The following is a 12,824-nucleotide window of genomic DNA, read 5'->3' as shown; positions in this document are numbered from 1 at the left end:
AGGACCTCCACCGCGGCAGGGCAGACATTGCCAACAGTGGTGCCTGCCCTGTCGGTCGCCCTTTCGCAGAAGCGACTGAGCCGCGCCAGGCCCTGGTCGGCGGGCAGCAGAGCATGCCTGCCGGGGCGCCGGCTCCTGATGCGGGGCCGAGGCGTCGCCCCGATGGCATACCACCAGCACTGCCCGGTCTCGGTTCCGTCGCCGTACTTCTTGAGCACATCGGTCGAATCTGCCCGGCGGAATACCTCTCGGGAAGCACCGCTCCAGCCGCGGGGGAGTGGAGCGGGACAGCGCTCCGGCAACGGGTCCGACCGTCGGCGCTCGGGGGCGGCTCAGGAGGCGAAACGCGTCCGCCCCCGGACCGGAACATCCTCGTGGCGGACGGAGCGCAGAGGGCTCGGCGCCGCCTGTACGGCCGCGAATACAGGTTCCGGGCGGGAAGTCCGCAGCTGGGCCCCGCGCTCTCAAGCCCTCCCAGAGAAGTCATTCATATTTCAACTATCAGGCTGGAGAGTCGCCGTCCCGGAGCGGATCGGCGGGGGAGGGGGCCCGGACGCGCACACGACGTCGGATTGCCGGGCGGGGCCCGTATTGGTGCCCCTCGGGGCGGCCATGGACCGTGGGCCAGCCCGGCCGATGCGGGCGAGCGCCTCGATCACGTACGGGCCGCCAGAACCTCGCTTCAAGGGTCCAGGTCTCGCCCGCGTCGCGACAGCCGGACAGCAGCCCCCGGCACGCTCCAGGGCAGGTCGTCGGCCTCTCGGCGCCTGAGGCGGCAACGTGATCCAACTTTGCTTTCACACCCTCCGCCCAGGCGGCGAAGGCCGCGAGCCGGGCCGTGATGCGGTCAACGACCGTTCGTCAGCAGCCCGCTGACCGAGCCGGTGCCGAACCGGGGGGCCGGAGCGGTGCCGGACCCGTCCCAGGGCCGAGGGATGGGACGGCGACCGCCGTTGCCGGCCGATCAACCGTGACGCAGCCTCACATCTCACTTTGAGACAGGTCTGGCCAAAAACGAACGCCCGCGTATAGCCTGTGTCCCACATCACTGAAATATCAGTGATGTTCCAAGGTTCGCGCGGCAGTGCATGGCGTGGACTCGGGCTGCTCCTCGTACTCCGAAGTCATCCTCCCCAGAGGTCGCACATGAAGAAGTCACTGAGAATCAGCGGCATAGTGGTCACGGCCACTTCCCTCGTCGCGCTCACAGCCTGTTCCGGCGGTACCGGGGCGGAGTCCGGACATCGGGCGAAACCGTTCGGGGACTGCGAGGTCACCAAGGACCCCCGGATTCATGAGATGAAGACGAAGAAGGCGGGCGAACTGACCGTCGCGGCCTCGCTGCCCTTCCCCGCGGGATACCGGGGCAACACGTTGGAGTCCATCGACGGCGGCTACATGTACTGCCTCGACGCGGAGATCGCCAACCGGGCGGGGCTCAAGAAGATCACCCTGGTCAACGCCTCCTTCGAGGCGCTGGTGACGGCCAAGTCGTCGAACTTCGACTTTGCGGTGTGGGACATCCTCGTCACTCCGGAACGGCGCAAGGCCGTCGACTTCTCCACCCCGTACAACACGTACGAGACCGGTGTCCTCACCAAGACCGGTTCCGGTCTCTCGCGGTCGAACATCAAGAACTCGACCGTCGGCGTTCTGGCCGGATCGCTCCAGCTGAAGTTCGCCGACGACACCCTGAAGCCCAAGCGGGTCCGGGTGTTCAGCTCCAACGACGACCTCTTCAACGCCGTACTCTCCGGCCAGATCGACGCCGCGCTGAACGACACGGCGACCGTCATGCCCCGTGCCGCCAAGTCGGACGGAAAGCTCGAGGTCGTCGGGAGATACCCGGTCGGCGGCGATGTCGCCCCGCTGCTCCCCAAGGGATCGCCGAACGTCGAGGTGGTGAACGAGATCCTCGCCGACATGGAGAAGGACGGCACCCTGAAGTCGATCATGGACAAGTGGCTCAATCCGATCCTCGGCGGCGACCCGCACGCACTTCCTGACTGGAGTGCCTGACCATGAATGCCCGAACGCTCGACAAGGACTCCACCGACAGACCCGCACCCGATGGAGAGGGCTTCGCCCCGACTCGTCCACTGCGCACCTCGGGGTACCTCAGCGGGGCAGCGATCCTCGCCCTGCTGGCCGTCGTGCTGTGCTACGAGTTCGCCGGCACCCTCACCTCCGGTCAGACGTCCCGGCTCGTGTTCGGAGTCGTGCTGCCGGTCGTCGTCCTCGGCGGTCCGCTCCTGCTGGCCCTCCGGCGTCAGAGGCTCTCGGACGAGGAGTGGGAGGCAGGGCGCTGCACCGAGTCACGGGTCGCCGCCGCCCGGTCCAGGAGCGCATCGGTTTCGTCGTTCGGCCTGACCGGTTTCGTCGCCGTCGTGGCGGTCGCGGGCCTGCTCGTCTTCACCAACGACGGTGCGGTCCAGAAGACCTTCTTCAACATGTCGTTCATGACGGAGAGCCTGGGCGACGTCTTCAAGGCCCTCCTCATCAACATCGAGATCGCCGTCGGCGCACAGATCCTGGCCATGCTCTTCGGGCTGGTCCTCGCCGTGGCGCGGCTGCTGCCGGGCAAGGGCTTCTGGCCGGTCCGGGTGCTGGCGATCGCGTACATCGACGTGTTCCGCGGCATTCCGTCCGTGGTGCTGATCTACCTGGTCTGCTTCGGCCTTCCCCTGACCGAGGTGCCCGTGCTCAGCGAGGGCGATCCGATCGTCTACGCCATCGCTGCCCTGGCACTCACGTACAGCGCGTACAACGCCGAGCTCTTCCGCGCCGGCATCGAGTCCATCAACCCGGGGCAGACCTCGGCGGCGCTCTCCATGGGCCTCTCGCAGCCGGACGTCCTCAGGTTCGTCATCCTGCCGCAGATGTCGCGGAACATCGCGGCCCCCATGCTGAGCCAGTTCATCGGGCTGCAGAAGGACACGGCGCTGGTCATCGTCGTCGGCATCATCGACGCCTTCAGCCAGGCGAAGATCTACTCCGCCAACGACTTCAACCTCTCCGCGGTGACCGCCGTGTGCTTCGTCTTCGTTCTCGTCACCATCCCGCAGACCCGCTTCGTCGACTACCTGCTGGCCCGCTCCGGCACAAAGCTGAAGAGAGTCTGAAACCATGACGACAACCGCACATGTGGCCCTGGAACAGGTCACGAAGAAGTACGGCGCCACCACGGTCCTGGACCGCGTCGATCTCGCCGTCGAACGGAACGACGTCGTCACCCTCATCGGCGCGTCCGGGTCCGGGAAGTCGACACTCCTGCGCTGCGTCAACGGGCTCGAACCGATCCAGGGCGGAAGGATCTCGCTCAACGGCGACGTCGTCTCCGGCGAGGGGGTCGACCTGGTCAGGCTGCGCCGCCGGGTCGGCATCGTGTTCCAGAGCTTCAACCTCTTCCCGCACATGACGGTCCTGCGGAACTGCACCCTCACACCGGTCCGCGCCGGGGTGGCCTCGAAGGCCCAGGCGGAGGCCGACGCGCGCGTCATGCTCGAACGCGTGGGGCTCAAGGACAAGGCGGACGCCTATCCCGAGCAGCTCTCGGGCGGACAGCAGCAGAGGGTGGCGATCGCCCGGGCCATGCTGATGCGCCCCGAGGTTCTGCTGCTGGACGAGATCACGTCGGCCCTGGACCCGGAGCTGGTGATCGAGGTGCTCAACCTCGTCCGGGAACTGGCGGACGACGGCATCACGATGATGATGACCACTCATGAGCTGCCCTTCGCCAGGGAGATCTCGTCCCAACTCTGCTTCCTGCACAAAGGAATCATCCTGGAACAGGGACCGCCCGAGCAGATCTTCAACGACCCTCGTACGCCGGAACTGAAGACGTTCCTCCGCCGGATTCACGAGGCGGGACGGAACTGAGGGCTGTCCCGTCACGGCAATGGTTCCCCTCCGGACGAACACACTGCCGGCCACGGCACTGGCCGCGGGCGTCCGCGCAGCATCCCGCGCATCCCCCGTCCGGCTTCCCGCATCACAACGCCTCATCGCACGTAAAACCCTTTCCTGACATTGGAGTTGACGGTGACTCAGCACTACGACGTGAAGAACTTCTTCAAGTACCTCGGCTACCCCGGCGGCGACCAGCCGTACTGGTCGCAGGACCTCCGGACGCTCTCGGTCTACTGCCGAGGAGACGTCGCGAACCTCGCGTCCCTGCTGGAGCCGACGCCGTTCGAGCCGGCCGACGACCGGTTCGTCGTCCAGATCGCGGACTTCGGCAACGCGACCCCGGGCGCCTTCTACGACTCCGGGGTCGTCATCCCGGTCCGGTACAAGGACCGGACGGCGGTGACCTACTTCTTCGAGTTCGAGGACCAGCCCTGGAGCGTGGCCTTCGGCCGCGAGGTCTGGGGCTACCCCAAGCAGTACGCCGAGATCGAGCTGACCGACAGCGACAGCGGTGCCCACGGCACGGTCACCCGCGCGGGTTCCCGGATCTTCCGCATCGCGATGTCGACGCAGGACGGGTACTCCGCCGACGCCTGGTCCGACATGCGCCTGTATCCGCACCTCCAGGTGCACGCGCTCCCCGAGGCGAACGGACCGGGTTTCAAGACGTTCGAGATCATCTCGCGCGACACCTCCAAGGACTTCGTCCTGAAGCACAAGTCCTTCGGCCCGGCCGAGGTCGAGCTGTCCTCCGCTCTCGCCGTCAACGGCGTCGAACTCAAGCTGGTGGACGTTCTCGGCGGGGAATACTCCGTCGGCGACTACGCCTGCACCGTCGAGAACGGCATATCCACCGTGATCGACGACCTGCTCGCGGGCCCCGGGGCGCAGGGCACCGCGCCGGTGACCAACGCGTAGCCTGCTCACAGTCAACTGCCCGCGGCGTCAATGGCCCCGCCGTTGACGCCCCCACCCCCACACAGAGAGGTCGTCCGTGCGTTCTGTGAAAGTCGTCGGCGATTCCGCGGCCGACGGCGAGGCGTCCGCTTCGAATCTGCTCAGCGCCTCGGCCTACAACGCCTTGTGCTCGCGACTGGTGCGCTGCGAGATCATGCCCGGGGAACGACTCAGCGAGCCGGAGCTGCGCAGCAGTCTCGGCTTCGGAGCATCCCCCATGCGTGAGGCGATCAGACGTCTCGTCTTCGAGCGGCTCGTGGTGGTGTACCCCCGCAGCGGAACCTACGCCACCGACATCGCCCTCAAGAACTCCCGGTCCGTGACCGAGCTCAGGCTCGAACTGGAGGCGCTCGCCGCGGTTCTGGCCTGTCGTCGGGGCTCGGACGCGGAGAAGCGGCATCTGCTGGCGCTCGCCCAGCAGCAGGCGGCTACCACCAATCTCCAGGAGTGCATCGACCTGGACGCCGCGTTCCACCGTGCGATGTACGCCATGACCCGCAACGAGCACCTTTGGGCCACCGCCGAGATCCACTTCAATCTCGCGCTGCGGCAGTGGTACTTCTGCTCGAAGGTCGTGAAGTCTCCCGGCGGCACCGCCGTCGATCACCGGCCGCTGGCCGAGGCCATCGTCCGGCAGGACGCCGAGGCCGCCGCCACACATATCCGCGAGCACGTACTGCACGACTCCCAGAAGGTCGTGCGGATCCTCACCGACTACGGGCTGTAGGCAGCCCCGCCGCGTCTCGCCCGGCCCGACACGAGGAGCACCGTTTCCATGCCGACCGATCGCACCGCTTCCGTCTCCGCCACCCCGTTGGGTCGCTTCTCTCTGTCCGGACAGACCGCCCTGGTCACGGGCGCCGCGGGCGGGCTGGGCCGCGCTCAGTGCCTCGCACTGGGCACGGCGGGCGCCCGGGTCATCGTCTCCGACCTCGACCCGAGGGCCGCCGAGGAGACGTGCGCGTACCTCGGGGAGCACGCGATCGACTGCTCCCCACTGGAACTCGACGCCACGCGGCCGAGCGGGGTCGACGCCGCGTTCGACGCCCTGGAGGCGTCCGGGGACGGTCCGGACGTGCTGGTGAACAACGCGGGCGTCTCGCTGCGCAACAGCGCCCTGGAGGCCACCCCCGAGGAGTTCGACACCACGCTCTCCGTCAATCTGCGCGGCACCTACTTCACCGCGCAACGCGCGGCGCGTGCCATGCGGGAGCGCGGAGGCGGACGGATCATCAACCTCGCCTCCATCGGCGGCCTCGTGGTCGACGGCGAGCGTTCCTCCGTGTACGACGCGTCCAAGGCCGCCGTCGTCCAGGTCACCAAGAACATGGCGTACGAATGGGGGCGGTACGGCATCAGGGCCAATGCCATCGCGCCCGGCTACCGGGTCTATTCGCAGTGCACCGGGCTTCAGCCCGGTGGTGAAGCGAACTTTGGCCTGCTCTGACCTCGGCTGTGGGCACGGATCCGTACTGTTCACCTCGGCCGGCGTCAGAGCGGCCGGTTCTGCTGTTCGATGTACTGCTTCACGATGCTGAGCGGCGCACTGCCGACCGACCCGGCGAAGTACGAGCCGGACCAGAGGCGTTGCGCCCGCCAGTAGTGGCGGACGAGATCCGGGAACTCCTGGCGGAGCCTGCGGGAGGACACGCCCTTGAGGGAGTTCACCAGCCTGGACACGGCGACCTTCGGCGGGAAGTTCACCAGCAGGTGGACGTGGTTGGCCTCGCCGTTGAACTCCACCAGCTCAGCCTCGAAGTCCTCGCACACGGCCCGCATGATCTCTTCGCAGCGCGTCAGATGCCGGTCGGCGAAAACGGAGTGCCGGTACTTCGTTACAAATACCAAATGGACATGCATGCGGAAAACACAGTGACGGCCTGTACGAACGTTCTCATCGATACCCATAAACCCAATTGTGTATCGTGATCCGCGTGCAGCTTCGGTACAGCTTCCGCCTGTACCCGAGCGCCGGTCAGCGCACGGCGCTGGCACGTGCGTTCGGGTGCGCGCGGGTGGTCTACAACGACGCCCTCAGGGCCAGGGAGACCGCCCGCAGCCAGGGGCTGCCGTTCCCCAAGACCGGAAACCTTTCGAAGCGGCTCATCACCGAGGCGAAGAACACCGCGGAACGGGCCTGGCTCGGCGAGGTGTCGGCGGTCGTCCTCCAGCAGTCCCTGAGGGACCTGGATGCGGCGTACAAGAACTTCTTCGACGGCCTGAAAGGCAAGCGCCCGCGCATGGGCGCGCCCCGGTACAAGTCCCGCAAGGACACCCGGCAGGCCGTCCGGTTCACCGCGAACGCCCGCTGGTCCATCACCCCGGGACAGAAGCTGCGCCTGCCGAAGATCGGGGACGTGCGGGTGAAGTGGTCCCGCACGCTGCCCTCCACGCCGTCCACGGTGAGCGTGGTCAAGGACTCGGCGGGCCGGTACTTCGCGAGTTTCATCGTGGAGACCGGCCCATTTGAGGTGCTGCCGCAGACGACGCCCGAGCTGGGCATCGACCTCGGGCTCGGGCACTTCGCGGTCCTCTCCGACGGCACGAAGATCGACAGCCCACGCTTCCTGCGCCGGGCCGAGAAGCGCTTGAAGAAAGCACAGCGCGCGCTCTCCCGCAAGGAGAAGGGCTCGAAGAACAGGGACAAGGCCAGAATCCGTGTCGCACGGGCACACGCCCGTGTCGCGGACGCGCGCCGCGAGTTCCACCACCGGCTCTCCACACAGCTGATCCGTGAGAACCAAGCGGTCGCCGTGGAGGACCTGTCGGTGAAGGGACTCGCCCGCACGCGCCTGGCCAAATCCGTCCACGATGCCGGATGGTCGGCGTTCGTGAGCATGCTGGAGTACAAGGCCGCCCGGTACGGGCGTACCTTCGTGAAGATCGGCCGCTTCGAGCCGACCTCCCAGGTGTGCTCGCAGTGCGGCGTCAAGGACGGCCCGAAGCCCCTGCACGTCCGGGAATGGACGTGCAGGGCATGCGGGGCGGTCCTGGACCGGGACATCAACGCGGCGGTCAACGTCGCTAAGGCGGCCGGACTGGCCGTGTCAGCCCGCAGAGCGCAGGTAAGACGGGCGCCCGTGCCCGCACCGCGCAGCGAAGCAGGAACCCACTCGACACCGCAGCCCTCAACCGCGCGGTAGGCGGGAATCTCCCCCCTTCAGGGGGGAGAGGATGTCAAATGCGTACCGCCATGACCACGGACCTCCTGCCCGACCGGGCCGAGGAGGACCGGCTCGTGGACACTCACATCCCGCTCGGACGCATCGGTGAACCCGGTGATCTCGCAGGTGCCGTGGTCTTTCTGGCCTCGGAGGCGTCCGCGTACGTGACCGGTCACACCCTGACGGTCGACGGCGGCTGGGTGGTGGCGCTGTAGCCGGACGCTGTCAGCCGGTTCGGGGCCGGGCACGTCCTCGGAGCGGCCGGCCCGCCGGGCGCTCCTCCCGCCTCAGGGCCCCTGTCCAGGCGCGCGGGGCCCGGACAGGGGGGAACGGGCCGGAACGGCCCTGACGGGCGTCTGACGGGCGCCGGGCAGCCCCGTCAGGCGCCGACGTAGTCCGCGAGGTGTTCGCCGGTGAGGGTGGAGCGGGCGGCGACGAGGTCGGCGGGGGTGCCCTCGAAGACGATCCGGCCACCGTCGTGGCCCGCGCCGGGGCCGAGGTCGATGATCCAGTCGGCGTGGGCCATGACCGCCGGGTGGTGCTCGATGACGACCACCGACTTCCCGGAGTCGACGAGCCGGTCGAGCAGGCCGAGCAGCTGCTCCACGTCGGCGAGGTGCAGGCCGGTGGTCGGCTCGTCGAGAACGTAGACACCGCCCTTCTCGGCCATGTGGGTGGCCAGCTGGAGCCGTTGCCGTTCCCCGCCGGACAGCGTGGTGAGCGGCTGTCCGAGGCTGAGGTAGCCGAGGCCGACGTCGGCGAGTCGGCCGAGGACGCGGTGCGCCGCCGGTGTGCGCGCCTCGCCCGTACCGAAGAACTCCTCGGCCTCGGTCACCGACATGGCGAGCACCTCGCTGATGTCGTGGCCCCCGAGGTGGTGGTCCAGAACCGACGCCTCGAACCGCTTGCCCTCGCACTCCTCGCAGGTGGAGGCGACGCCCGCCATCATCGCCAGGTCGGTGTAGACGACACCGGCGCCCTTGCAATTCGGGCAAGCCCCCTCGGAGTTGGCGCTGAACAGCGCGGGCTTCACCCCGTTGGCCTTCGCGAACGCCTTGCGGATCGGGTCGAGGAGCCCGGTGTACGTCGCCGGGTTGCTCCGCCTCGAACCCCGGATCTGGTCCTGCCCCACCGACACTACGCCCGCGTCGGCAGGGATCGACCCGTGCAGGAGCGAGCTCTTGCCGGAACCGGCGACGCCGGTGACGACGACGAGCATCCCGAGCGGAATGTCGACGTCGACGCCGCGCAGGTTGTGCGCCGTCGCGCCGCGGATCTCCAGGGCGCCGGTGGGCTCGCGCACGGACTTCTTGAGGGAGGCCCGGTCGTCGAGATGGCGTCCGGTGACGGTGTCGGCGGCCCGCAGTCCCTCGACGGTGCCCTCGAAGCAGACGGTGCCGCCCGCCGTACCGGCGCCGGGGCCGAGGTCGACGACGTGGTCGGCGATGGCGATGGTCTGCGGCTTGTGCTCGACGACGAGCACCGTGTTGCCCTTGTCCCGCAGCCGGAGCAGGAGGTCGTTCATCCGGCTGATGTCGTGCGGGTGCAGGCCCGTGGTGGGTTCGTCGAAGACGTACGTGGTGTCGGTGAGCGAGGAGCCGAGGTGGCGGATCATCTTGACGCGCTGCGCCTCGCCGCCGGACAGCGTGCCCGAGGGCCGGTCGAGCGAGAGGTACCCCAGTCCGATCTCCACGAACGAGTCGAGCGTCCGTCCCAGCGCGGTGAGCAGCGGGGCCACCATTGAGTATCGCGTGTTCGGGGAGCCGGGAGAGGGTTCGTCGAGGGCGCGGACCCATTCGGCCAGGTCGCTGATCTGCATCGCGCAGGCGTCGGCGATGCTGATCCCCTCGATCTTCGACGACCGGGCCGCCTCGCTGAGCCGGGTGCCGTCGCACTCGGGGCAGGTGGTGAAGGTGACCGCCCGGTCCACGAACTCCCGGATGTGCGGCTGCATCGCCTCCCGGTCCTTGGAGAGCATCGATTTCTGAACGCGCGGGATCAGACCCTCGTAGGTCATGTTGATGCCCGCGATCTTCATCCGGGTCGGCTCGTGGTGGAGGAGGTCGTGCAGCTCCTTCGCGGTGTACTCGCGGATCGGCTTGTCGGGGTCGAACAGGCCCGACTCGGTGTAGAGCCGGTAGTTCCAGCCACCCGCCTTGTAGCCGGGGATGGTGAGTGCCCCCTCGCCGAGCGACTTGGCGTCGTCGTAGAGCTGGGCGGGATCGAGAGCGGTGACCGCACCCCGCCCCTCACAGCCGGGGCACATGCCGCCGGTGCGCGTGAAGGTGACCTTCTCGGTCTTCTTGTTGCCGCGTTCGACGGTGATCGCGCCGCTCGCCCGGACCGACGGGACATTGAAGGAGAACGCGTTGGGAGAGCCGATGTGCGGCTGCCCGAGCCTGCTGAAGAGGATGCGCAGCATCGCGTTGGCGTCGGTGGCCGTACCGACCGTGGAGCGGGGGTCGGAGCCCATGCGCTGCTGGTCGACGACGATCGCGGTCGTCAGTCCCTCCAGCACGTCGACCTCGGGGCGCGCCGATGTCGGCATGAAGCCCTGCACGAAGGCGCTGTAGGTCTCGTTGATCAGCCGCTGCGACTCGGCGGCGATCGTGTCGAACACCAGCGAGCTCTTGCCCGAGCCGGAGACCCCGGTGAACACCGTCAGCCGGCGCTTCGGGATCTCGATGCTGATGTCCTTCAGGTTGTTCTCCCGCGCGCCGTGCACGCGGATCAGGTCGTGGCTGTCGGCGATGTGCGGCGCAGGCGACTGCGTGTCCGTCCTCTTGGCCATACTCATCGTGTCTCCGTCTGTCGGGCGGGGCCGTGTTCACGGACTCCGCCGATGTCGCCTGGACCGGCGTCGAGCAGTATGTCTGGTCCTCTGCCGGGGCGGCGGCCCGGCCGGGCGGATCGCCGCCCCGGCGGGCCTGTGCGGCCGGGCAGCAGCCCTGTACGCGCCCGCTGCGCGGCTCAGCCCAGCTCGTTGATGCGGACCAGGTTGCCCGCGGGGGCTCGGAAGGCGCAGCCGCGGACGCCGTACGGCTGCTCGGTGGGCTCCTGGACCATCTCGGCGCCGCCGGCCCGCACACGCTCGAAGGTCCCGTCGAAGTCACCGGTGGCCAGGGAGGCCTCCGGGTCCGTGTGTGGGAGGAAGGTCCAGTGAAGGGTGATGTCCATGGAGGTCAGGCTAGGGAGGGCCCCTCGACCGACGCTTCTCCATTCCTGATCGAGATCCGACCAGCCATGAGTGAGTGCTGTGCGAAACTGCTCGGGTGAAACGGCAGGACCTCGACGATCTCGTCCGGCTGCGGCGGGCCCGCGACCGGATGGACCGCGACTACGCCGAGCCGCTCGACGTCCCGACGCTGGCGCGGGGCGCCCTGATGTCGCCGGGGCACTTCTCCCGGAGCTTCAGCGCCGCTTTCGGCGAGACGCCGTACAGCTACCTGATGACCCGTCGTATCGAGCGGGCCAAGGCACTCCTGCGGCGCGGCGACCTCACGGTGACCGAGGTCTGCTTCGCGGTCGGCTGTACATCGCTGGGGTCGTTCAGCTCGCGCTTCACCGAGCTGGTCGGCGAGAGCCCGAGTGCCTACCGGGCCCGGAGCCACGAGCACGGCGCCGCCATTCCTGCATGCATGGCCAAGCTCCACACGCGGCCGGTACGGAACGGGCAGACGGTCCGCAACGGAGAAGCGGGCCCTGCCTCACGGCCGTAGCGTGAGCGGCATGGATATCAGACTTTCGCAAAGTTTCATCGCCGTCGACGACCATGACAAGGCGATCTCCTTCTACCGCGACGTGCTCGGCCTCGAGGTCCGCAACGACGTCGGGTTCGAAGGGATGCGCTGGGTGACCGTCGGAGCGCCCTCACAGCCGGACGTGAGCATCGTCCTGGAACCGCCCCTCGCCGACCCGAACGCCTCGCCCGACGACCGGCGGGCCATGGCGGAGCTGATGGCCAAGGGCCTGCTGAGGGGCGTCATCTTCGCGACGGACGACTGCGACGCCACCTTCGAGCGCATCAGCGGGGCCGGCGGCGAGGTGCTGCAGGAGCCCATGGACCAGCCGTACGGCGTCCGCGACTGCGCCTTCCGCGACCCCGCGGGGAACCTTCTGCGCTTCAACCAGCCCCTCCGCGGCTGAGCCGCAGACAGGACCGGCACCGGCAGGGACTGAACCGGCCCGGCGGCGGCCGACGGTGGGTCAGTCCCTGTGAGCAGTCCGCCCGCTGCCCAGGGACCGGCAGGGACGGAGGGTCCAGGGACCGGGCCCAGTGACTGGTCCCTGTTCGGTCCCTGGGCTTCAGTCCCTGATAAAAGCCCAGGTCAGAGCGATGTGCACCCCTGAAACAGGGACTGAAGGGACTCAAATCCCTAGTTATAAGCTCACTACGTATGTGTGTATGCGCGCCCGCGTGTATCTCATATGACTCAATACGTATCTGGCTCATAATTAGAGATTTGAGTCCCTTCAGTCCCTGATCGGGGGGTCATACCCCCTCTGACCTGCGAAGATGTGCAGGGACCGAAGCCAGGGACCAACGCGCCCCGTTCGGTCCCTGGTCCCTTCGTTCAGTCCCCGAGCCGCCAACCGGTTTTCCTACTTGCCAAGAATCGGCATACAAGAGCGCGCAAAAACCTGGATGCGCCCCGCCTGACGGGGCATCCGCCCGCTCAGGAAAACGGTATATAACGTGACTTTGTTGGTCGTTCCGGCGTGCCGCGGAGCGCCCGAAGGGACTCAAGGGACTGAGAATCAGATAACGGCACGCGGGGGAGATGACAGGACGGG

12 protein-coding genes and 1 pseudogene are annotated in these 12,824 nt (G+C 67.9%); 10 read left to right on the top strand and 3 right to left on the bottom strand.

The window, feature by feature from the left end:
• Nucleotides 1–1,146: 1,146 nt before the first annotated feature.
• The 6 genes from AMK22_RS23785 (at nt 1,147) to AMK22_RS23760 (ending at nt 6,313) form a co-directional block, all read left to right on the top strand.
• The gene (locus AMK22_RS23785) at nt 1,147–2,019 is read left to right on the top strand and encodes an ABC transporter substrate-binding protein (RefSeq protein WP_158072076.1); all 873 of its coding nucleotides are present in this window, start codon (nt 1,147–1,149) and stop codon (nt 2,017–2,019) included.
• A 2-nt stretch (nt 2,020–2,021) separates the two neighbouring features.
• Nucleotides 2,022–3,122, top strand: coding sequence for an amino acid ABC transporter permease (locus tag AMK22_RS23780; protein ID WP_079186349.1), 1,101 nt, complete (start codon nt 2,022–2,024; stop codon nt 3,120–3,122).
• Nucleotides 3,123–3,126: 4 nt separating this feature from the next.
• Nucleotides 3,127–3,879, top strand: coding sequence for an amino acid ABC transporter ATP-binding protein (locus AMK22_RS23775; RefSeq protein WP_073788079.1), 753 nt, complete (start codon nt 3,127–3,129; stop codon nt 3,877–3,879).
• Between the two features lie 162 nt (nt 3,880–4,041).
• Nucleotides 4,042–4,827 carry an acetoacetate decarboxylase family protein gene (locus AMK22_RS23770; RefSeq protein ID WP_073788078.1) on the top strand — a complete coding sequence of 262 codons (786 nt, stop codon included), beginning with the start codon at nt 4,042–4,044 and terminating at the stop codon, nt 4,825–4,827.
• A gap of 76 nt (nt 4,828–4,903) precedes the next feature.
• Complete coding sequence (locus AMK22_RS23765; protein ID WP_079186347.1) at nt 4,904–5,593, top strand: GntR family transcriptional regulator; 690 nt, start codon at nt 4,904–4,906, stop codon at nt 5,591–5,593.
• Between the two features lie 48 nt (nt 5,594–5,641).
• Entirely contained in the window at nt 5,642–6,313 is a 672-nt protein-coding gene (locus AMK22_RS23760) for an SDR family NAD(P)-dependent oxidoreductase (protein WP_073788076.1), read from the top strand.
• A 44-nt stretch (nt 6,314–6,357) separates the two neighbouring features.
• On the opposite strand, the gene tnpA is transcribed toward AMK22_RS23760, so the two are convergent.
• Nucleotides 6,358–6,774, bottom strand: coding sequence for an IS200/IS605 family transposase (gene tnpA, locus AMK22_RS23755; RefSeq protein WP_073788075.1), 417 nt, complete (start codon nt 6,772–6,774; stop codon nt 6,358–6,360).
• A gap of 26 nt (nt 6,775–6,800) precedes the next feature.
• On the opposite strand from tnpA, the gene AMK22_RS23750 reads away from it, so the two are divergent.
• Together AMK22_RS23750 and AMK22_RS23745 are read left to right on the top strand one after the other, a co-directional pair.
• Entirely contained in the window at nt 6,801–8,009 is a 1,209-nt protein-coding gene (locus tag AMK22_RS23750; protein ID WP_073788162.1) for an RNA-guided endonuclease InsQ/TnpB family protein, read from the top strand.
• 38 nt (nt 8,010–8,047) lie between these two features.
• Entirely contained in the window at nt 8,048–8,245 is a 198-nt protein-coding gene (locus AMK22_RS23745) for an SDR family oxidoreductase (protein WP_073788074.1), read from the top strand.
• Between the two features lie 164 nt (nt 8,246–8,409).
• On the opposite strand, the gene AMK22_RS23740 is transcribed toward AMK22_RS23745, so the two are convergent.
• Nucleotides 8,410–10,827, bottom strand: coding sequence for an ATP-binding cassette domain-containing protein (locus AMK22_RS23740; RefSeq protein WP_073788072.1), 2,418 nt, complete (start codon nt 10,825–10,827; stop codon nt 8,410–8,412).
• Between the two features lie 173 nt (nt 10,828–11,000).
• Nucleotides 11,001–11,153 (bottom strand): annotated as a pseudogene (locus AMK22_RS23735) (VOC family protein); the annotation flags it as partial.
• 203 nt (nt 11,154–11,356) lie between these two features.
• Here AMK22_RS23735 and AMK22_RS23730 point away from each other — a divergent pair.
• Together AMK22_RS23730 and AMK22_RS23725 are read left to right on the top strand one after the other, a co-directional pair.
• Nucleotides 11,357–11,749, top strand: a complete 393-nt coding sequence (locus AMK22_RS23730; RefSeq protein WP_443333315.1) for a helix-turn-helix transcriptional regulator — start codon at nt 11,357–11,359, stop codon at nt 11,747–11,749.
• Nucleotides 11,750–11,759: 10 nt separating this feature from the next.
• A complete protein-coding gene (locus AMK22_RS23725) occupies nt 11,760–12,176 on the top strand; it encodes a VOC family protein (protein ID WP_073788161.1) in 417 nt (138 codons plus the stop codon).
• Nucleotides 12,177–12,824: the final 648 nt, after the last annotated feature.

Source organism: Streptomyces sp. CB01580, from assembly GCF_001905795.1.
In the GTDB taxonomy this organism is placed as follows: Bacteria; Actinomycetota; Actinomycetes; order Streptomycetales; family Streptomycetaceae; genus Streptomyces.
The sequence above is the reverse complement of the archived record's forward strand: the minus strand, read 5'-3'. Positions and strand labels throughout refer to the sequence as shown.

Coding starts and splice junctions, on each gene's coding strand:
- AMK22_RS23785 (WP_158072076.1), top strand. CDS start 1,147: ATGAAGAAGTCACTGAGAATCAGCGGCATAGTGGTCACGGCCACTTCC.
- AMK22_RS23780 (WP_079186349.1), top strand. CDS start 2,022: ATGAATGCCCGAACGCTCGACAAGGACTCCACCGACAGACCCGCACCC.
- AMK22_RS23775 (WP_073788079.1), top strand. CDS start 3,127: ATGACGACAACCGCACATGTGGCCCTGGAACAGGTCACGAAGAAGTAC.
- AMK22_RS23760 (WP_073788076.1), top strand. CDS start 5,642: ATGCCGACCGATCGCACCGCTTCCGTCTCCGCCACCCCGTTGGGTCGC.
- tnpA (WP_073788075.1), bottom strand. CDS start 6,774: ATGGGTATCGATGAGAACGTTCGTACAGGCCGTCACTGTGTTTTCCGC.
- AMK22_RS23745 (WP_073788074.1), top strand. CDS start 8,048: ATGCGTACCGCCATGACCACGGACCTCCTGCCCGACCGGGCCGAGGAG.
- AMK22_RS23740 (WP_073788072.1), bottom strand. CDS start 10,827: ATGAGTATGGCCAAGAGGACGGACACGCAGTCGCCTGCGCCGCACATC.
- AMK22_RS23730 (WP_443333315.1), top strand. CDS start 11,357: ATGGACCGCGACTACGCCGAGCCGCTCGACGTCCCGACGCTGGCGCGG.
- AMK22_RS23725 (WP_073788161.1), top strand. CDS start 11,760: ATGGATATCAGACTTTCGCAAAGTTTCATCGCCGTCGACGACCATGAC.